This is a genomic window from Streptomyces sp. NPDC021224, from assembly GCF_044332905.1.
Classification (GTDB): Bacteria; Actinomycetota; Actinomycetes; order Streptomycetales; family Streptomycetaceae; genus Actinacidiphila.
Genome location: NZ_JBIRPW010000004.1, coordinates 495,032 through 514,756, shown reverse-complemented (window position 1 = coordinate 514,756; position 19,725 = coordinate 495,032). Strand labels below are relative to the sequence as shown.

The window sequence follows — 19,725 nt, the reverse complement described above, 5'->3', positions numbered from 1 at the left end:
GGCCGGCTCCGGCGGCCGAAAACAGCCGGTCCTCGCGGCGCAAGTAGACTCGTCCCCTGGCATGTGTCCGGTCGGGCAGAGCCTCCACCGCGACGCCACCGCAGCGCAGTGGCGCGCACGCCGCCCACCACCATCGTCCACTCCGGAACGGGAAGAGATGTCGGCACCGAACAAGTCGTACGACCCTGTCGAGGTCGAGGCGCTCCAGCCGGAAGCGATCGAGCGGATGCGCGACGACGCGCTCGCCGCCGTCGCCGCCGCGGGCGACCTCGAAGCCCTCACCCACGTCAAGACCGCGCATGCCGGCGGCGGCTCACCGCTCGCCCTCGCCAACCGGGAGATCGGCGCCCTCCCGCCGCAGGCCAAGGCCGAGGCGGGCAAGCGGGTGGGCCAGGCCCGCGGCGCGGTCAACAAGGCGCTCGCCGCGCGCCAGGCCGAGCTGGAGGCCGAGCGCGACGCCCGGGTGCTCGTCGAGGAGGCCGTCGACGTCACACTGCCGTACGACCGCCGACCGGCCGGTGCCCGGCACCCGCTCACGACGCTGTCGGAGCGCATCGAGGACATCTTCACGGCCATGGGCTACGAGGTGGCCGAGGGCCCCGAGGTCGAGTCCGACTGGTTCAACTTCGACGCGCTGAACTTCCCGCCCGACCACCCGGCCCGGGAGACGCAGGACACCTTCTTCGTCGCCGGTCCCGAGGGCAGCGGGGGCACCTCCGAGTCCGGAGGGTCTGGGGGAGCGTCCGGCGTCGTGCTGCGCACCCACACCTCGCCGGTGCAGATCCGCGCCCTGCTGGAGCGCGAGCTGCCGGTGTACGTGATCGCGCCCGGCCGCGTCTACCGCTCCGACGAGCTGGACGCGACCCACACCCCGGTCTTCTCGCAGGTCGAGCTGCTCGCCGTGGACGAGGGCCTGACGATGGCCGACCTCAAGGGCACCCTCGACCACATGGTCGTCTCGCTGTTCGGCGAGGGCATGACCACCCGGCTGCGCCCCAACCACTTCCCCTTCACCGAGCCGTCCGCCGAGATGGACATGCTCTGCTACGTCTGCCGCGGCGAGTCCGTCGGCAACCCCGACCGCCCCTGCCGCACCTGCTCCTCCGAGGGCTGGATCGAGCTGGGCGGCTGCGGCGTCGTCAACCCCAGGGTGCTGGTGGCGTGCGGTGTGGACCCGGAGAAGTACAGCGGCTTCGCCTTCGGCTTCGGCATCGAGCGGATGCTGATGTTCCGCCACAACGTCGAGGACATGCGAGACATCGTCGAGGGTGACGTGCGCTTCACCCTCCCGTTCGGGATGGAGATCTGATGCGGGTCCCGCTTTCTTGGCTGCGGGAGTACGTCGACCTGCCCGCCGGTGCCACCGGCCGCGACGTCCAGGCCAAGCTCATTTCCGCCGGCCTGGAGGTCGAGACCGTCGACCAGCTCGGCGCCGGCATCAAGGGCCCGCTGGTCGTCGGCCAGGTCCTGACGATCGAGGAGCTGGAGGGCTTCAAGAAGCCGATCCGCTTCTGCACCGTCGACGTCGGCGACGCCAACGGCACGGGTGAGCCGCAGGAGATCGTGTGCGGCGCCCGCAACTTCGCCGTCGGCGACCGCGTCGTCGTCATCCTGCCCGGCGGCGTGCTGCCCGGCGACTTCCAGATCGCCGCCCGCAAGACCTACGGCAAGGTCTCGCACGGCATGATCTGCTCCGCCCGCGAGCTGGGCATGGGCGACGACCACGACGGCATCATCGTGCTGCCGCCCGGCGCCCCCGCCCCCGGCACCGACGCGATCGAGCTGCTGGAGCTCGTCGACGAGGTGCTCGACATCGCCGTCACCCCCGACCGCGGCTACTGCCTGTCGATCCGCGGTGTCGCCCGTGAGGCCGCGATCGCCTACGGCGTGCCGCTGCGCGACCCCGCGCTCATCGACGTGCCCGCGCACAACGGCGACGGCTACCCCGTCGCGATCGCCGACCCCGAGGGCTGCGACCGCTTCACCGCCCGCACCGTCACCGGCATCGACCCCGAGGCGCTCTCGCCGATCTGGCTCCAGCGCCGGCTGCAGAAGGTCGGCATGCGCCCGATCTCGCTCACCGTGGACATCGCCAACTACGTGATGATCGAGCTGGGCCAGCCGCTGCACACCTACGACCGCGCGCGCGTGCGCGGCACGATCGGGGTCCGCCGCGCCGCCCCCGGCGAGAAGCTCACCACCCTCGACGGCGCCGAGCGCACGCTCGACGCCGAGGACCTCGTCATCACCGACGACTCCGGGCCCATCGGCCTGGCCGGTGTCATGGGCGGCGCCGACACCGAGATCGCCGACGGCGGCTCGGCCGACGTCGTCATCGAGGCAGCGCACTTCGCACCGATCCCGATCGCCCGCACCTCGCGCCGCCACAAGCTCGGCTCCGAGGCCTCCCGCCGCTTCGAGCGCGGCACCGACCCGCTCGCCACCTCGGCCGCCGCCCAGCGCACCGTGGATCTGCTGGTGCTGCTCGCGGGCGGCACCGCCGAGCCCGGCGTCACCGAGATCGCCGCGCCCGTGAGCCCGCGCACCATCACCATGCGCGCCGACCACCCCGACAAGGTCGCCGGCACCGACTACGGCCGCGAGACCGTCGTCCGGCGCCTCCAGGAGATCGGCTGCGACGTCACCGGCACCGACGACCTCGCGGTCACCGTGCCCTCCTGGCGGCCCGACCTCAACTACATCAACGACCTCGCCGAGGAGGTCATCCGCCTCGAAGGCTTCGAGAACCTCCCCGCCACCCTGCCGCAGCCGCCCGCCGGCCGCGGCCTCACGCCCGGCCAGCTGCTGCGCCGCCGCGTCGGCCGCGCACTCGCCGGCGCCGGGTACGTCGAGGCGCCCAGCTACCCGTTCCTCAGCTCCGACGTCCTCGACCAGCTCGGCCTCGACGCGGACGACGACCGGCGCCGTACGGTCCGGCTCGCCAACCCGCTCGACGACACCGAGCCGCTGCTGCGCACCACGCTGCTGCCCGGGCTGCTCGGCACCCTGCGCCGCAACCACGGGCGCGGCGCGCACGACCTCGCCCTCTTCGAGACCGGCCTGGTCTTCCTGCCCCGCCAGGAGCAGGTGCCGCCGCCGCGGCTGCCCGTCGACCGGCGGCCCACCGACGAGGAGATCGCCGCGCTCGTCGCCGCGCTGCCCGACCAGCCGCACCGCGTCGGCGTCGTCCTCGCGGGCGCCCGCGAGCAGGCCGGCTGGTGGGGCGAGGCCCAGCCCGCGACCTGGGCCGACGCGGTCGAGGCCGCCCGCACGGTCGCCCGCGAGGCGGGCGTGCGGCTCACCGCACGGGCCGGGCAGTACGCACCCTTCCACCCCGGGCGGTGCGCCGAACTGCTCGCCGGGGAACAGGTCGTCGGGCACGCGGGCGAACTCCACCCGCGCGTGACGAAGGCGTTCGGGGTACCCGAGCGGACCTGCGCGATGGAGATCGACCTCGACCTCGTCGTCGCGGCGGGCGGCGAGACCGCCACCGGGCCGCGCGTGTCGACCTTCCCGGTCGCCACGCAGGACGTCGCGCTCGTCGTCGACGCGGCTGTTCCGGCGGCGGAGGTGGAGGCGGCGCTGCGCGCCGGGGCGGGCGACCTGCTCGAATCGGTGCGGCTGTTCGACATCTTCACCGGGCCGCAGATCGGGGAGGGCCGCAAGTCCCTCGCGTACGCGCTGCGCTTCCGGGCGCCCGACCGCACCCTCACCGCGGAGGAGGCGTCCGCCGCGCGCGACGCCGCGGTCGCCTCGGCGGCGAGCCGTACGAACGCGACCCTGCGCGGGGCCTGACCCGCCCCGCCCCACGCAGGAGGGGGCTCGTCCTTCGGGGCGGGCCCCCTTTCCCCTGTGCGCTTGAGGGTGCCACTTGCGCCGGGTGCCGCGTCCGCCGGTGGTGGGTTGGTCGCGCGGTTCCTCGCGCCCCCAGGCAGGTGTCGCTTGCGGTGGGTGGTGCGGCTTTCGGCGGGTGGTGGGTTGGTCGCGCGGTTCCTCGCGCCCCCAGGCAGGTGCCGCTTGCGGTGGGTGGTGCGGCCTTCCGCCGGTGGTGGGTTGGTCGCGCGGTTTTCCGCGCCCCTGGGGTGCCGGCCTGCGTCGCAGACGCGAGCGCCTGCGGGGGAGGGTGAGCGTTTTTCAGGGGCGCGGGGAACTGCGCGACCAGCCACGGGAGAGGGACGGTCCCGCGAACACAGCAAGGGGCAGCCCGGAGGGCTGGAGGCCAACACCGCGGGGCTTCTCCCCGCGAGAGGTGAGCGCTATCATCGGACCTCTCGTGGGAGCGCTCCCACGCATCCGCGCTGCCCCGAGTCGTCCACCCCCCACACTCAAGGACGCCCCATGCTTCGCAGACCCCTCGCCGCGCTGGTCGCGGCTTTCTCCCTCATAGGCGGCGCCGTATCCGTCGCCGCGGCGACCGTCGCCGCCACCGGCTCACCGGCCGCGGCAGCGGCCCCCGCCGCGGTGTCGGACACGTACACCTGGAAGAACGCCCAGATCGAGGGCGGCGGCTTTGTCCCCGGCATCGTCTTCAACCAGTCCGAGAAGAATCTCGCCTACGCCCGTACCGACATCGGCGGCGCGTACCGGTGGAACGAGTCGACCAAGTCCTGGACCCCCCTGCTGGACTCGGTCGGCTGGACGGACTGGAACCGCAACGGCGTGGTCAGCCTCGCCACGGACGCGCTCGCACCGGACAAGGTGTACGCGGCGGTCGGGATGTACACCAACTCCTGGGACCCCAACAACGGCGCCATCATGCGCTCGTCGGACCGCGGGGCGACCTGGCAGTCGACGGCGCTGCCGTTCAAGCTCGGCGGCAACATGCCCGGCCGCGGCATGGGTGAGCGGCTGGCGATCGACCCCAACAAGGACAGCGTCCTGTACTTCGCCGCGCCCAGCGGCAACGGCCTGTGGCGCAGCACCGACTCGGGTGTGACGTGGGCGAAGGTCGCGTCCTTCCCCAACGCGGGCACCTACGTGGCCGACCCGTCGGACAGCACCGGCTACCAGAGCGACAACCAGGGCGACGTGTGGGTCACCTTCGATCCGCGTACCGGCACCAAGGGCAGCACCACGCAGACGATCTACGTGGGTGTGGCCGACAAGGACAACACGGTCTACCGCTCCACGGACGGCGGCGCCACCTGGTCCCGGCTCGCCGGGCAGCCCACCGGCTACATCGCGCACAAGGGCGTCCTGGACAGCGTCAACGGCTACCTCTACCTCGCCACCAGTGACACCGGCGGCCCGTACGACGGCGCCAAGGGCCAGGTGTGGCGGTACGCGACCGCGACCGGCACCTGGACGAACATCAGCCCGATGTCGGACGCGGACACGTACTTCGGCTACAGCGGCCTCAGCGTGGACCGGCAGCACCCGGGCACGCTCATGGTCACCGGCTACAGCTCCTGGTGGGCGGACACCCAGATCTTCCGCTCCACCGACAACGGCGCCACCTGGACCCGGGCCTGGGACACCCCCAGCTACCCGACCCGCGCCGACCGCTACACCATGGACATCTCGTCCTCCCCGTGGCTGAGCTGGGGCGGCAACCCCGCACCGCCCGAGGAGGCGCCCAAGCTCGGCTGGATGACGGAGTCGCTGGAGATCGACCCGTTCAACTCCAACCGCATGTGGTACGGCACCGGCGCCACGATCTACGGCACCGACAACCTCACCAACTGGGACACCGGCACCAAGTTCACCGTCAAGCCCAACGCCAAGGGCCTGGAGGAGACCTCGGTCCAGGACCTCATCAGCCCGCCCACCGGCGCCCCGCTCATCAGCGCGCTCGGTGACCTGGGCGGCTTCCGGCACACCAGTCTCGACACCGTGCCGGCGATGATGTTCACCCAGCCGAACTGGACCACGACGACGAGCCTGGACTACGCGGGCACCAACGCCAACATCGTCGCCAGGGTGGGCAACGCCGACACCGGCGCGCACGTCGCCTTCTCCACCGACAACGGCGCCAACTGGTTCGCCGGCACCGACCCCTCCGGTGCCGCGGGCGGCTCGATCGCGGCGGCCGCGGACGGCAGCGGCTTCGTCTGGAGCACCGCCGGTGTCGGCGTCCAGCACACCACCGGCTTCGGCAACTCCTGGCAGACCGTCAGCGGTCTGCCCACGGGCGCGGCGATCGGCTCCGACCGGGTCAACCCGAAGAAGTTCTACGGGATCTCGGGCGGCAAGTTCTACGTCAGCACCGACGGCGGCGCGACCTTCGCGGCGACCGCGGCCACCGGCCTGCCGACCGAGAGCGCCCACCTCAAGGCGCTGCCCGGCACCGAGGGCGACGTATGGGTGGTCGGGGGCGCCGGCAGCACGTACGGCCTGTGGCACTCGACGAACTCCGGGGCGTCGTTCACCAAGCTGGGAGGCGTCCAGGAGGCCGACACGATCGGCTTCGGCAAGGCCGCGCCCGGCGCCTCCTACCAGGCGCTCTACACCAGCGCGAAGATCGGCGGGGTGCGCGGCATCTTCCGCTCCACCGACGCCGGCGCGAGCTGGGTGCGCATCAACGACGACAAGCACCAGTGGGGTGTGACCAACACCGCGATCACCGGCGACCCGCGGGTCTACGGGCGCGTCTACATCGCGACCAACGGGCGCGGGATCATCTACGGCGACACGTCGGACACCTCGGGCGGCGGTACGACCCCGCCCACGACGCCTCCGACGACCGGGCAGACCACCCCGCCCACCACCCCGCCCACCACCCCGCCCACCACCCCGCCCACCACCCCGCCGACGACTCCGCCCACCACACCTCCCACCACACCTCCGACCACTGCGCCCGCGGGCTCGTGCACGGTGGCCTACACGGTCACCAACCAGTGGCCCGGCGGCTTCCAGGCCTCGGCCACGGTGACCAACACCGGCAGCACGGCCGTCGACCCGTGGAAGCTGAGCTGGTCCTTCACCGCGGGCGAGACGATCTCGTCGCTGTGGAGCGGTGACTACACGCAGAGCGGCGCGGCCGTGACGGTGACCGCGCCGAGCTGGGGCACGTCGATCCCGGCCGGTGGCAACACCGTGGTCGGCTTCACAGGCGTGGCGCCCGGCACCCCCGCGGTGCCGGCCTCGTTCACGCTCAACGGAAAGGCCTGCACCAAGGCCTGAACGAGCCCGCCGGGCCCGCGCGACTGCCGGCGCGCGGGCCCGGCGGCCGGGGGCCGCGGTGGGGACCGGGGCAGCACGCCGGTCCCAGCCGCGGCTTCGGGCACCGGCCCGGGTAACGTCTGTGCGGTAGGCGATGGAGCTGCACGGAGGGCTGGGTCGAGTGGGAGACATCGAGCGCGTCGGAGTGGTCGGCGCGGGCCAGATGGGGTCCGGTATCGCCGAGGTGTGCGCGAAGGCCGGGCTGGACGTCCGGATCGCGGAGACCACGGGCGAGGCCCTGGAGCTCGGCCGGGCACGGCTCACCGGCTCCCTCGGCAAGGCCGCGGAACGCGGCAAGATCACCGCGGAGCAGCGGGACGAGGCGCTCGGGCGGCTCACCTTCACCACCGACCTCGGCGAGTTCGCCGACCGCGACCTGGTGATCGAGGCCGTGGTGGAGGACGAGCGGGTCAAGACCGACATCTTCAAGGTGCTGGACCAGGTGGTGCAGCGCGAGGACGCGATCCTGGCGTCCAACACCTCGTCCATCCCGCTGGTCCGGCTCGCCGTGGCGACGTCCCGCCCGGACCGCGTCCTCGGCATCCACTTCTTCAACCCCGCGCCCGTCCAGGCCCTAGTCGAGCTGATCCCGGCGCTGACCACCGGCAGCGACACCCTCAAGCGCGCGGAGGACCTGGTCACCACCGTCCTCGGCAAGCACGCGATCCGCGCCCAGGACCGCTCCGGCTTCGTCGTCAACGCGCTGCTGGTCCCGTACCTGCTGTCGGCCATCCGGATGTACGAGTCGGGCATCGCGACCCGCGATGACATCGACAACGGCATGGAGATGGGCTGCGCCCACCCGATGGGCCCGCTGCGGCTGTCCGACCTCATCGGCCTCGACACGGTCGCCGCGATCGCCGACTCGATGTACGCCGAGTACAAGGAGCCGCTGTACGCGGCCCCGCCGCTGCTCCAGCGCATGGTCGACGCGGGACGGCTCGGCCGGAAGTCCGGCGCGGGCTTCTACCCGTACGGCTGAGCCGCGCCCGGCGGCAGGTTCCCCGGTCAGCCGGGGGGCTTGCCGTCGCTGTGCGCCTCGTAGGCGCTGACGACGGCCTCGGTGGGGCCGTCCATGAGCAGCTCGCCCCGCTCGATCCAGAGGGTGCGGGTGCAGGTGTCGCGGATGGCGGCGTTGCTGTGGCTCACCAGGAAGACGGTGCCGGCCTCCTTGCGCAGTTCGCGGATGCGCTGCTCGGAGCGCAGCTGGAACTGGCGGTCGCCGGTGGCCAGCGCCTCGTCGATCATCAGGACGTCGTGCCGCTTGGCCGCGGCGATGGAGAAGCGCAGCCGGGCGGACATGCCGGAGGAGTACGTGCGCATCGGCAGCGACACGAAGTCGTCCTTGTCGTTGATGCCCGAGAAGTCGACGATGCCCTGGTAGCGGGACCGGACCTCCTCCGGGCTCATGCCCATCGCGAGGCCGCCGAGGATGACGTTCTTCTCGCCGGTCAGGTCGTTCATGAGGGCCGCGTTGACACCGAGCAGCGAGGGCTGGCCGTCGGTGTAGACCCGGCCGCGCTCCGCCGGGAGGAGCCCCGCGATGGCCTTGAGCAGCGTGGACTTGCCCGAGCCGTTGGAGCCGATGATGCCGATGGCCTCACCGCGGTAGGCGGTGAAGGTCACGCCCCGGACGGCGTGCACGGTCTGCACGGCCGGTGAGCCGCGGCGCAGCACGATACGGCGCAGCGCCGCCGTCGCGCTGCCGCGTCCGGCATCGGCGCCGTAGATGCGGTAGACGACGTGCAGGCCGTCCACGATCACCGTCGGGGGTCCGGGAGGACCCGACGCCGGGCTCGGTGCGGGCGGGGGCTGCGACCGGGCCTGGAGCTGCGGCTCCGCCGGGGCCGCACCGCCGGTGCCGCTCGCGGGCTGTTCGGCCACGCCCGTACTCCTTCGCACGACGACACCCCCTCGCCCACGGTCCCGCGCCCGCACGGCCGCGGCAGCCCGGGACCGGCCGTGCGGGTGACGCGGCGCGGGCCGCCCCCGGGCGGGGGCTACGACGCCGAGAGCGCCGTACCGCGCGCCACGGCCGGACGAGGTGAGCCGTCGCGCAGCAGTACCAGGACGGCGACGTCGTCCGCGCAGCGGCCCCCGGCGTGCCGCACCACCGCGTCCCGCAGCAGCTCGGCGACCTCCGTGCCGCGCACCCGGCGGGCGGCCATCGCGTTGAGCGTGTCGGGCAGCGGGAAGTACCGACCGGCGGCGTCCCGGGTGTCCGTCACCCCGTCGGTGTGCAGCAGCAGGCCCTCACCCGGCGCCAGCCGCCCGGTACTGACCGGCACCTGCGTGCGCGGTGCGTCGAACAGCCCCAGCGGTGGCAGCGGATCGCCCATCGGCAGCGGCCCCGTGCGCGGGCCGAGGACGTACGGGGCGGGGTGGCCGCAGTTGACCACCAGCAGCGTGCCGTCGTCGTCGATCTGCACGAGCTGGAGCGTCGCGAACTCCTCGGCCGCGTCCGACACCTCACCGCGGGCCGCCTCCGTGGCGACGCGCTCCAGCAGATGGCGGCGCAGCGCGCCGTCCAGCCGCCGCACCACGCCCGCCGGATCCGGCTCCTGGTGCGCGGCCTCCCGGAAACAGCCCAGCAGGGCCGCGGCCAGCCCGATCGCGGGCAGGCCGTGCCCGCGGGCGTCACCGATCAGCGCGCGGACACCGAAGGGCGTGGCGACGGCCTCGTAGAAGTCGCCGCCGATCCGGGCGTCGAGGCTCGCCGACACGTACTCGCCGGTGACCGTCACATCGCCGAGACGGCGTGGCAGCGCCGGGAGCAGCACCTGCTGCGCGGCCGCGGCGATCTCCCGGGCGCGGTCCAGCTCGGCGCCGAGCGCGGAGCGGCGGCCCGCCGTCCACATCCCGGCGGCCAGCACGGTCAGCACCGCGCCCGCCGTCCCCACGGCCGGGCCCGGCCCGGTGACCTGGTCGGTCGCGATGTCGGCGCCCATCGCGGCGAGGGCGAGGCCGCCGCTGCCCAGCACCGCGAGGCGGCGGGCGCCCGCCGCGGCCGTCAGCGCGGGGGCGGCGGCCAGCGCCGGGAGCACGTCGGAGCCGTCCGGCACCTGCCAGGCGAGCAGGCCGAGCGCCGCGGTCCACCCTGCGGGGAGCAGGGCCCAGTGTGCGCGGCTCAGGCCGCGCGAGGTTCGCTTCTGGCTCATCCAGCCGGCTCCCCCTTGCGGCTCTGGGACGTCGCCCTGATTCTGGCCCCTCCGCGTGCCGCCACGCCCGCATCACGCGTGCCGTTCCCCCATTTGAGCGACCCTCCCCCTTCCGCCGGTTGGCGGTTCCCCCGGCGCCCGGGGTGCCTCCTGCGGTGGGCGCCGCGATCTTCCCGCCGTGGTGGGCGGTCGCGGTGCCCTCCCACCGCGGTCGCCGCCGCAAGGTCGCGGGATTTACCGCAAGGGGCAGGTGGGGGCGGGGGTTCGGGCGGGGGAGATGAGGGCAGAGATGGACGGGGCTCGGCCCCGATCATGACCCGGCGTCACGAGCAGGAGGCAGGAATGGGTTCGCTCTCACGGAGATCGCTCACCGCCGGAGCGGCAGGTGTCGCGGCGGCCGCGATCGTGCCCGGCGCGGCCGCGGCGGCGGCCCCCGCGTCCGTGCGCACCCCGCGCAGGGAGTTGCGCGGCATGTGGATCGCGACCGTCGCGAACACGGACTGGCCCTCCGCCCCGGGGCTGACGCCCGCCGCGCAGCGGCAGGAGCTGCTGGACCTGCTCGACCTCGCCGCCCAGCGGCGGCTGAACGCCGTGATGTTCCAGGTGCGCCCGACCGCCGACGCGTTCTGGCCCTCTCCGTACGAGCCCTGGTCGGAGTATCTGACGGGTACCCAGGGACGCGACCCCGGGTGGGATCCGCTGGGCACCGCCGTGCGCGAGGCACACCGCCGCGGGCTGGAGCTGCACGCGTGGTTCAACCCCTACCGGGTCGCGAACAGCGACGACCCGAGCCGGCTCGCCCCCACCCACCCCGCGCGGCTCAACCCGCAGTGGACGGTGCCGTACGGCGGCAAGCTCTACTACAACCCCGGCCTGCCGGAGGTCCGCCGCTTCGTGCAGGACGCGATGCTGGACGCGGTGCGCCGCTACCCGGTGGACGCGGTGCACTGGGACGACTACTTCTACCCGTACCCGGTCGCGGGCCAGGTCTTCGACGACGACGCCGCCTACGCCGCGTACGGCGCCGGTTTCCCCGACCGCGACGCGTGGCGCCGGCACAACACCGACCTGCTGGTCCTGGAGACGGCCGCCCGTATCAAGGCGATCCGCCCGGGTACGCAGTTCGGCATCAGCCCCTTCGGCGTCTGGCGCAACGCCGCGAACGACCCGCTCGGCTCGGCGACGACGGCAGGCGTCCAGACCTACGACGACCTGCACGCCGACACCCGTACCTGGGTGAAGCGCGGCTGGATCGACTACATCGTGCCGCAGGTCTACTGGAACATCGGCTTCACCGCCGCCGACTACGGCGTCCTCGTCCCGTGGTGGTCGGACGTCGTGCGGGGCACCCGGGTCCGGCTCTACGTCGGCGAGGCGCTCTACAAGGTCGGCGTGGCCGGGCAGCCCGACGCCTGGCAGGATCCGGCGGAGCTGTCCCGGCACCTCACCTTCGACGCGGGGTACCGCGAGGTGCGCGGCAACGTCTTCTTCTCCGCCACCCAGGTCGCCGCCGACCCGCTGGGCGCGATGAGCCGGGTGGTCGCCGACCACTACACCTGCCGGGTGCGCACGCCGTAGCCGGAAACCGGTCGAACGCGCGCACGGGTGGCTGTTACGGTCGGGGCGTGGCGAAACTGAACCAGATCATCGCGGTCGAGAAGGGCGTCAAGACCAAGGCGCAGCAGGAGTTGACGTCCGCTCAGCACGACCTGCAGAAGCCGGCGCTGCTGTCCGGCATATCCCGTACGTACCAGCCGAAGGACGAGGAGGGCGAGCAACTGCCGCCCGAGTCGACACGGGTGCAGGTGCAGGCGGAGGGTGTGCTGCGGTCCGCGGTGGCGGCGCTGACCCGGCTGTTCGACGTCACCGCGACAAAGGACTGGGCGAACTGCGAGGCACGGGCCGACGTCACCGTGGACGGCCGGGTCGTCGTGCCCGCCGTCCCGGTGTCCTATCTGCTCTTCCTGGAGAAGCAGCTGACCGAGCTGCACGGCTTCGTCCGCCGGCTGCCGGTGCTGGACGCGGCGGAGTCCTGGTCGCAGGACCCGTCCACGGACGCGTGGAAGACGGAGCCGGTGCGGACGATCCGCACCCGCAAGGTGCCGCGCAACCACGTCAAGGCCGAGGCGACCGAGAACCACCCGGCGCAGGTGGAGGTCTACTACGAGGACGTGCCGGTGGGTTACTGGACCACCGTCAAGTTCTCCGGCGCGCTGCCCGCCCGCCGGGTCAACGAACTGCTGGACCGGGTCGAGAAGCTCCAGACGGCGGTGAAGTTCGCCCGTGAGGAGGCGAACGGCGCCGAGGTCACCGATCAGCGTGTCGGCGAGGCCGTACTGGGGTACGTCTTCGCCCGCTGAGCCCCAAGGACCCCCTCCGCCCGAGTGCGGAGGGGTGCGCGAGGAGCGCAAAGCTGAAGCTGAAGCTCGTCGTGAGCGACGCGACACGTCGCCGTCAATCTCAGACTCTCGCTCCAGACTCAGCATTCGCCGCCGCTCGCCGCACCGACCGGTCGCGGTCCGGGTCGTCAGGTGCCGGTTCGACTCCGGTCCGCCGCTCTCTCCTGCGGCGGTAGTTCAATGGCAGAACGCGACGACATGACGAGTGAACCGCGGTCCGACGGGTGCGGACGGACCCATCGGCGGCATCACAGGGGCCCGGAGGATGGACAAAACCTCCGGGCCCCGCTCCTGCCCGGGCCCCGCTCCTGCCCGGGCCCCGCTCCCGTCCGGGCCCCGCTCGGCGTCCGGCCGCCTCGCGCGCAGGCCCTACGCTGGGGGGACCATGCACCGATTCACCACCCCGTGGGGCGACCTCGACCTGACCCGCCACCCCGCGGACCCCCGCGACCAGCTGCGGGCCTGGGACGCCGCCGACGACTACCTGCTGTCGCACCTCGCGGCCGAGCCGCCCGGCCGCGGACCCGGCACCACCACCGTGCTGCTCGGCGACCGCTGGGGAGCGCTGGCCACCGCCCTCGCGACCGCCCCCGGCGCGGACGAGCTGGTGCAGATCTCGGACTCCTTCCTCGGCCAGCAGGCCACCCGGGCGAACCTGCGGCGGGCCGGTGCCGGGGAGCGGGTGAGCCTGCGCACCACCCGGGAGGCGCCGCCCGCGCGGATCGACCTGCTGCTGGTGCGCGTACCGAAGAGCCTGGGCCTGCTGGAGGACCAGCTGCACGCCCTCGCGCCCGCCGTGCACGCCGGCACGGTCGTGGCCGGCGCGGGCATGGTGACCGAGATCCACACCTCCACCCTCGCCCTCTTCGAGCGGATCCTCGGCCCGACCCGTACCTCGCTCGCCGTCCGCAAGGCCCGGCTCGTGCACTGCACGCCCGATCCCGCCCTGCCGCGCACCCCCAGCCCGTGGCCGCTGCGCTACTCCCTGCCGGACGGCATCGGCCCGATGTCCGGCCGTACGGTCACCAACCACGCCGGGATCTTCTGCGCCGACCGCCTGGACGTCGGCACCCGGCTGCTGCTCGCCCACCTGCCGCACCGTGCGGGCCCGGACCGGGTCATCGACCTCGGGTGCGGCAACGGCGTGCTCGGCACCGCGGCGGCGGTCGCCAATCCGGAGTCCGAGGTGCTGTTCACCGACGAGTCCCACCAGGCCGTCGCCTCGGCCGAGGAGACCTTCCGGGCCAGCGCCGACCCGGCCACCCGCGCGGAGTTCGTCGTCGCCGACGTGGCCTCGGGCGTGCCCGCGGGAAGTGCCGACCTCGTCCTGAACAACCCGCCCTTCCACTCGCACCGGGCGACCACCGACGCCACCGCCCGCCGGATGTTCGGCACCGCCCGCGCGGCGCTGCGCCCCGGCGGTGAGCTGTGGGTCGTCGCCAACCGCCATCTCGGGCACCACACCCGGCTGCGCCGCCTGTTCGGCAACTGCGACGTGATGTCCTCCGACCCCAAGTTCGTCGTCCTGCGCGCGATCCGCCGCTGACCCCAGGCCCCGGGCCCCGGGCCCCGGCCGCGGGTCAGCGGGACATGATGAAGTCGAGCGCGTAGCCCTGGGCCGACGACCAGTACGTGACGCGGGCGCCCTCGTCGAAGGCGGCCACCGCGGGGAGGCTCACCGATATCGGGCGGCCGGTGGTGGTGCCGGGCCTGTCGCCCTGGAGGCGCAGGGTGATGCCCTTCGTCTCGTAGGTGTCCGTCCGGGCGCCGTTGACGAGGAGGGCGGCGTAGACGGCGTCGCCGGGGGAGAGGACGGCGGGGCCCGCCGGGTCGCTGTCCCCGATCACCTGGACCGGCGACTTGGAGTAGGCGCCCAGCCGCACCTGGGGGTAGCCGTGGACCGTGCACGGCCGGTCACCGGTGTTGGTCAGGGCCAGGAGCAGGTGCCGGGGCTCGTGCCCCTCGCCGTCCTCGCTCGTCGCGGAGGACGTGAGGTCGTCCTGGTCGCAGGAGGGCGCCTGCTCGCCGTCGTCCGTGCTGCTGCCGCGCGCGGGGGAGGCGGTCGTGTCCGGGCCGGACGGCCGCGCCGGCGTCTCCGTGCCCGGCCGGTGCGACGACGAGGTGGCGTCCTTGGCGTCCGCCCCGCTCGACCGGCACCCTGCGACGGCGAGCACCGCGGCCACCGCCGCACCCGCGAGGACGCGGGACATCGTGCGGTTGTTGCGGGCAGGTGCGTGCATGACTCTTCCCCCGGGTGGTGCGCGGTACGCGGTGCTCTCGCCGTTCGCCGTTCGGCTGCAAGCCGAGTATGCGATATGCCTCGGACACAACTCCCTCGCCCCCGTGATCTGTTACCGACCGCGTACAGGGAACGTGTGCCTCCGCCGCAGCCGGTCACGGGACGTGCCCGCCGGCCCGGCGGCACGGTCCGCCCGGCCCTCGCGCGCGCGGGGTCTCGCAAAGATCTTTGCATAAAAGTGCGGCTCGCCGTATAGTCATGCCATCGACGAGGAGGGTCCGATGGCATTGCGCGCGGCGGTGGCCGGAGCGAGCGGATATGCGGGTGGTGAGGTGCTGCGGCTGCTGGTCGCGCACCCGGAGGTCGAGATCGGGGCGCTGACCGGTAATTCCAACGCCGGGCAGCGACTGGGCGGGCTCCAGCCGCACCTGCTGCCGCTCGCGGACCGTGTGCTGGAGGCGACCTCCGCGGAGGTGCTCGCCGGGCACGACGTGGTCTTCCTCGCACTGCCGCACGGGCAGTCCGCGGCCGTGGCCGAGCAGCTGGGGGAGGACGTCCTCGTCGTCGACATGGGCGCCGACTTCCGGCTGGAGAACGCCGCCGACTGGGAGCGCTTCTACGGCTCGCCGCACGCCGGGACGTGGCCGTACGGTCTGCCCGAGCTGCCGGGCGCGCGGGCCGCGCTCGCCGGGAGCCGGCGGATCGCGGTGCCGGGCTGCTACCCGACCGCGGTGTCGCTCGCGCTCGTCCCCGCGTACACCGCGGCGCTCGCCGAGCCGGAGGCCGTGATCGTGGCCGCTTCCGGCACCTCGGGCGCGGGCAAGGCGGCCAAGCCGCATCTGCTGGGCTCCGAGGTGATGGGCTCGATGAGCCCGTACGGGGTCGGCGGCGGTCACCGGCACACCCCGGAGATGATCCAGAACCTCAGCGCGGCGGCCGGCACCCGGGTCGGGGTGTCCTTCACCCCGACGCTCGCGCCGATGCCCCGCGGCATCCTCGCCACCTGCACCGCCAAGGCCGCCCCCGGCGTCACGGCCGCGGACGTGCGTGCCGCGTACGAGAAGGCCTACGGCGACGAGCCGTTCGTGCGCCTGCTGCCCGAAGGCCAGTGGCCCGCGACGGCCTCCGTGTACGGCTCCAACGCCGTCCAGCTGCAGGTGGCCTTCGACGAGGCGGCGCACCGGATCATCGCGATCAGCGCCATCGACAACCTGACCAAGGGCACCGCGGGCGGCGCGGTGCAGAGCATGAACATCGCCCTCGGACTGCCCGAGACGACCGGGCTGACCACGGTGGGAGTTGCTCCGTGAGCGACGCACGCGAGGCCTCCGGCCCGCAGACAGCGACGAGACCCGCGGTTTTGTGCCGAGCGGGCGGAGAAGCGAACAGGGGAAAAGAATGAGCGTCACCGCTGCGAAGGGATTCCGGGCGGCGGGCATCGCCGCCGGGATCAAGGAGAACGGCAGCCCCGACCTCGCCCTGGTGGTGAACGACGGTCCGGGCCGCGCCGCGGCGGGTGTCTTCACCTCCAACCGGGTGAAGGCCGCGCCCGTGCTGTGGTCGGAGCAGGTGCTCAGGGGCGGCGCGGTCACCGCGGTCGTGCTCAACTCCGGCGGCGCCAATGCCTGCACGGGCCCCAAGGGCTTCCAGGACACGCACGCCACCGCCGAGAAGGCGGCCGAGGTGCTGGGGCACAGCGCGGGCGAGGTCGCGGTGGCCTCCACCGGGCTCATCGGCCTGCTGCTCCCGATGGACAAGCTGCTGCCCGGCGTGGAGCGGGCGGCCGCCGAGCTGTCGGAGCACGGCGGCGAGAAGGCGGCCATCGCCATCAAGACCACCGACACCGTGCACAAGACCGCGGTGGTGTCCAGCCCCGCCGGGTGGACGGTCGGCGGCATGGCCAAGGGCGCGGGCATGCTCGCCCCGGGCCTGGCGACCATGCTGGTGGTGCTCACGACCGACGCCGTCGTGGACGCGCCCGCGCTGGACAAGGCGCTGCGCGAGGCCACCCGGGTCACCTTCGACCGGGCCGACTCCGACGGCTGCATGTCCACCAACGACACCGTGCTGCTGCTGTCGTCCGCCGCCTCCGGCGTCACCCCGGACCTGCCGGAGTTCGCCGAGGCGGTACGGGCGGTGTGCGCGGACCTGGCCCGGCAGCTGATCGGCGACGCCGAGGGCGCGAGCAAGGACATCCGGATCGACGTGGTGAACGCGGCGACCGAGGACGAGGCGGTCGACGTCGGCCGCCAGATCGCCCGCAGCAACCTGCTCAAGTGCGCCATCCACGGCGAGGACCCCAACTGGGGCCGGGTGCTGTCCGCGATCGGCACCACGTCGGCGACCTTCGACCCGGACGAGCTGAACGTCGCCATCAACGGTGTGTGGGTGTGCCGCAAGGGCCAGGTCGGCGACGACCGCGAGCTGGTCGACATGCGTTTCCGGGAGGTCGTCATCACCGCCGACCTCGCCGCGGGCGACGCCTCCGCCGCGATCTGGACCAACGACCTGACCGCCGACTACGTCCACGAGAACAGCGCGTACAGCTCATGACGACGACACCCAGCACCCGCAAGCACGCGGCCCTGCCCAAGGCCCAGGTCCTGATCGAGGCACTGCCCTGGCTGACCCGGCACAACGGCCGGGTCGTGGTCATCAAGTTCGGCGGCAACGCCATGGTCGACGAGGAGCTGAAGGCTGCCTTCGCGCAGGACGTGGTCTTCCTGCGGCAGGCCGGTCTGAAGCCCGTCGTCGTGCACGGCGGCGGCCCGCAGATCAGCGCCGCGCTCGACCGGCACGGCCTGGTGAGCGAATTCCGCGCGGGGCTGCGGGTCACCACGCCCGAGGCCATGGACGTGGTCCGGATGGTGCTGGCCGGGCAGGTGCAGCGCGAGCTGGTCGGGCTGCTCAACCAGCACGGCCCGCTCGCGGTCGGCCTGACCGGCGAGGACGCCCACACCATCACCGCGGTCCGGCACCAGCCGGTGATCGACGGCGCCGCGGTCGACATCGGCCGGGTCGGCGAGATCACCGCGATCGACACCGGCGCGATCGACGCGCTGCTGGCCGACGGCCGGATCCCGGTCGTCTCCTCGATCGCCCGCTCCGCCGACGACGGCCACGTCTACAACGTCAACGCCGACACCGCGGCCGCCGCGCTCGCCGCCGCGCTGGGCGCCGAGACGCTCATGGTCCTCACCGACGTCGAGGGCCTGTACGAGGACTGGCCCAACAGCGACGAGGTGATCAGCCGGCTCACCGCGAGCGAGCTGGAGAAGCTGCTGCCGGACCTGTCCAGCGGCATGGTCCCGAAGATGCAGGGCTGCCTGCACGCCGTACGCAATGGCGTGCACACCGCCCGCGTCATCGACGGCCGGGTCCAGCACTCGATCCTGCTGGAGATCTTCACCGACGAGGGCATCGGCACGATGGTCGTCCCCGACGAGCCCCCGGCGCCCGCCCTGCGCGCCACCGAGTACGTACCCGAGCAGACGCCCGCAAGCACAGAAGGGGGAGCACGGTGACCGCCACCGAGACAGCCGCGACCACGGAGACGACCGGCAACGAGGCGCTCACCGCCCGCTGGCAGGGCGCGCTCATGGACAACTACGGCACCCCCCGGCTGCCGCTCGTCGGCGGACAGGGCGCCCGGCTGTGGGACGCCGACGGCAAGGTCTACCTGGACTTCCTCGGCGGCATCGCCGTCAACTCGCTCGGCACCGCGCACCCCGCGGTCGTCGAGGCGGTCACCCGGCAGATCGGCGCGCTCGGCCACGTCTCCAACCTGTTCGTCGCCGAGCCCCCGGTCGCCCTCGCCGAGCGGCTGCTGCGGATCTTCGGCCGGCCCGGCCGGGTGTACTTCGGCAACTCCGGCGCCGAGGCCAACGAGGCGGCCTTCAAGCTGGGCCGGCTCACCGGGCGGAAGAAGATGGTCGCCACCGAGGGCGCCTTCCACGGCCGCACCATCGGCTCGCTCGCGCTGACCGGCCAGCCGAAGAAGCGTGAGGCGTTCGAGCCGCTGCCCGGCGACGTCGTGCACGTCCCCTTCGGTGACGCCGACGCGCTGCGCGCCGTGGTCGACACCGACACCGCGCTGGTGATCGTCGAGCCGATCCAGGGCGAGAACGGCGTCGTGGTGCCGCCCGCCGGATATCTGCGGGAGGTGCGGGAGATCACCGCCGCGACCGGCACGCTGCTCGTGCTGGACGAGGTGCAGACCGGCGTCGGCCGGACCGGCCACTGGGCCCAGTGCCTGGCCCAGGGTGTGCAGCCGGACGTGGTGACGCTCGCCAAGGGCCTGGGCGGCGGGCTGCCGATCGGCGCCGCGCTCGCCTTCGGCCCGGCCGCCGACCTCTTCACGCCGGGCGCGCACGGCTCCACCTTCGGCGGCAACCCGGTCTCCTGCGCGGCCGCGCTCGCGGTGCTGGACACCATCGAGGCCGACGGGCTGCTGGACAGCGTCGAGCGGCAGGGCGAGAAGCTGCGCGACGGCATCGCGGCGCTCGGCCATCCGCTGGTCGATCATGTGCGCGGCGCGGGCCTGCTGATCGGTATCGTGCTCACCGAGCCCGTGTCCGCCCAGGTCCAGCAGGCGGCGCAGGACGCCGGATTCCTGGTCAACGCCGCCGTGCCCGGCACGGTGCGGCTCGCGCCGCCGCTGATCGTCGGCGACGCCGAGACGGACGCGCTGCTCCAGGCGCTGCCGGACATCCTGGACCGGGCGCACGCGGCGACCCGGCAGGGCAAGTAGCGGACGGACGGAGAATGA

General features: G+C 73.4%; 14 protein-coding genes. 11 read left to right on the top strand and 3 right to left on the bottom strand.

What is annotated here, in order from left to right; translation table 11 throughout:
- Positions 1-157: 157 nt before the first annotated feature.
- The 4 genes from pheS to ACH4PY_RS13885 all read left to right on the top strand — a co-directional run bounded on the left by pheS (position 158) and on the right by ACH4PY_RS13885 (position 8,143).
- The gene (gene pheS / locus ACH4PY_RS13900) at positions 158-1,309 is read left to right on the top strand and encodes a phenylalanine--tRNA ligase subunit alpha (protein WP_398180559.1); all 1,152 of its coding nucleotides are present in this window, start codon (positions 158-160) and stop codon (positions 1,307-1,309) included.
- A complete protein-coding gene (gene pheT / locus ACH4PY_RS13895) occupies positions 1,309-3,795 on the top strand; it encodes a phenylalanine--tRNA ligase subunit beta (protein ID WP_398180556.1) in 2,487 nt (828 codons plus the stop codon). The genes pheS and pheT overlap by 1 nt, the downstream gene beginning before the upstream one ends.
- Positions 3,796-4,338: 543 nt before the next feature.
- Complete coding sequence (locus tag ACH4PY_RS13890; protein ID WP_398180553.1) at positions 4,339-7,122, top strand: cellulose binding domain-containing protein; 2,784 nt, start codon at positions 4,339-4,341, stop codon at positions 7,120-7,122.
- Positions 7,123-7,282: 160 nt separating this feature from the next.
- Positions 7,283-8,143, top strand: a complete 861-nt coding sequence (locus ACH4PY_RS13885) for a 3-hydroxybutyryl-CoA dehydrogenase (protein ID WP_398180550.1) — start codon at positions 7,283-7,285, stop codon at positions 8,141-8,143.
- Between the two features lie 26 nt (positions 8,144-8,169).
- Here ACH4PY_RS13885 and ACH4PY_RS13880 read toward each other — a convergent pair whose 3' ends face one another.
- Positions 8,170-9,045 carry an ABC transporter ATP-binding protein gene (locus tag ACH4PY_RS13880; RefSeq protein WP_398180547.1) on the bottom strand — a complete coding sequence of 292 codons (876 nt, stop codon included), beginning with the start codon at positions 9,043-9,045 and terminating at the stop codon, positions 8,170-8,172.
- A gap of 116 nt (positions 9,046-9,161) precedes the next feature.
- Complete coding sequence (locus tag ACH4PY_RS13875) at positions 9,162-10,319, bottom strand: PP2C family protein-serine/threonine phosphatase (protein WP_398180544.1); 1,158 nt, start codon at positions 10,317-10,319, stop codon at positions 9,162-9,164.
- 342 nt (positions 10,320-10,661) lie between these two features.
- Between ACH4PY_RS13875 and ACH4PY_RS13870 the strand changes: the two genes are divergently transcribed.
- From ACH4PY_RS13870 to ACH4PY_RS13860, 3 genes are all read left to right on the top strand, one after another.
- Positions 10,662-11,897 carry a glycoside hydrolase family 10 protein gene (locus tag ACH4PY_RS13870; protein WP_398180541.1) on the top strand — a complete coding sequence of 412 codons (1,236 nt, stop codon included), beginning with the start codon at positions 10,662-10,664 and terminating at the stop codon, positions 11,895-11,897.
- Between the two features lie 47 nt (positions 11,898-11,944).
- Positions 11,945-12,679, top strand: coding sequence for a hypothetical protein (locus ACH4PY_RS13865; protein ID WP_398180538.1), 735 nt, complete (start codon positions 11,945-11,947; stop codon positions 12,677-12,679).
- Positions 12,680-13,103: 424 nt separating this feature from the next.
- On the top strand, positions 13,104-14,264 hold the full coding sequence (locus ACH4PY_RS13860) for a methyltransferase (RefSeq protein ID WP_398180535.1): 1,161 nt from the start codon (positions 13,104-13,106) through the stop codon (positions 14,262-14,264).
- A gap of 34 nt (positions 14,265-14,298) precedes the next feature.
- Here ACH4PY_RS13860 and ACH4PY_RS13855 read toward each other — a convergent pair whose 3' ends face one another.
- Positions 14,299-14,958, bottom strand: coding sequence for a DUF4232 domain-containing protein (locus ACH4PY_RS13855; protein ID WP_398180532.1), 660 nt, complete (start codon positions 14,956-14,958; stop codon positions 14,299-14,301).
- A 280-nt stretch (positions 14,959-15,238) separates the two neighbouring features.
- Here ACH4PY_RS13855 and argC point away from each other — a divergent pair, with 280 nt between their 5' ends.
- From argC to ACH4PY_RS13835, 4 genes are all read left to right on the top strand, one after another.
- Positions 15,239-16,267: an N-acetyl-gamma-glutamyl-phosphate reductase gene (gene argC, locus ACH4PY_RS13850; protein WP_398180528.1), complete on the top strand. Its 1,029-nt coding sequence runs from the start codon at positions 15,239-15,241 to the stop codon at positions 16,265-16,267.
- Between the two features lie 88 nt (positions 16,268-16,355).
- Complete coding sequence (argJ, locus tag ACH4PY_RS13845) at positions 16,356-17,510, top strand: bifunctional glutamate N-acetyltransferase/amino-acid acetyltransferase ArgJ (protein WP_398180525.1); 1,155 nt, start codon at positions 16,356-16,358, stop codon at positions 17,508-17,510.
- Entirely contained in the window at positions 17,507-18,481 is a 975-nt protein-coding gene (gene argB, locus ACH4PY_RS13840; protein ID WP_398180522.1) for an acetylglutamate kinase, read from the top strand. Before argJ ends, argB begins: the two co-directional genes overlap by 4 nt.
- A complete protein-coding gene (locus ACH4PY_RS13835; protein ID WP_398180519.1) occupies positions 18,478-19,707 on the top strand; it encodes an acetylornithine transaminase in 1,230 nt (409 codons plus the stop codon). The genes argB and ACH4PY_RS13835 overlap by 4 nt, the downstream gene beginning before the upstream one ends.
- The last annotated feature ends 18 nt before the right edge of the window (positions 19,708-19,725 follow it).

What these genes read in the sequence shown, in the direction of transcription:
- pheS (WP_398180559.1), top strand. Translation starts at nt 158, where the DNA reads ATGTCGGCACCGAACAAGTCGTACGACCCTGTCGAGGTCGAGGCGCTC.
- pheT (WP_398180556.1), top strand. Translation starts at nt 1,309, where the DNA reads ATGCGGGTCCCGCTTTCTTGGCTGCGGGAGTACGTCGACCTGCCCGCC.
- ACH4PY_RS13890 (WP_398180553.1), top strand. Translation starts at nt 4,339, where the DNA reads ATGCTTCGCAGACCCCTCGCCGCGCTGGTCGCGGCTTTCTCCCTCATA.
- ACH4PY_RS13875 (WP_398180544.1), bottom strand. Translation starts at nt 10,319, where the DNA reads ATGAGCCAGAAGCGAACCTCGCGCGGCCTGAGCCGCGCACACTGGGCC.
- ACH4PY_RS13870 (WP_398180541.1), top strand. Translation starts at nt 10,662, where the DNA reads ATGGGTTCGCTCTCACGGAGATCGCTCACCGCCGGAGCGGCAGGTGTC.
- ACH4PY_RS13860 (WP_398180535.1), top strand. Translation starts at nt 13,104, where the DNA reads ATGCACCGATTCACCACCCCGTGGGGCGACCTCGACCTGACCCGCCAC.
- ACH4PY_RS13855 (WP_398180532.1), bottom strand. Translation starts at nt 14,958, where the DNA reads ATGCACGCACCTGCCCGCAACAACCGCACGATGTCCCGCGTCCTCGCG.
- argC (WP_398180528.1), top strand. Translation starts at nt 15,239, where the DNA reads ATGGCATTGCGCGCGGCGGTGGCCGGAGCGAGCGGATATGCGGGTGGT.
- argJ (WP_398180525.1), top strand. Translation starts at nt 16,356, where the DNA reads ATGAGCGTCACCGCTGCGAAGGGATTCCGGGCGGCGGGCATCGCCGCC.
- argB (WP_398180522.1), top strand. Translation starts at nt 17,507, where the DNA reads ATGACGACGACACCCAGCACCCGCAAGCACGCGGCCCTGCCCAAGGCC.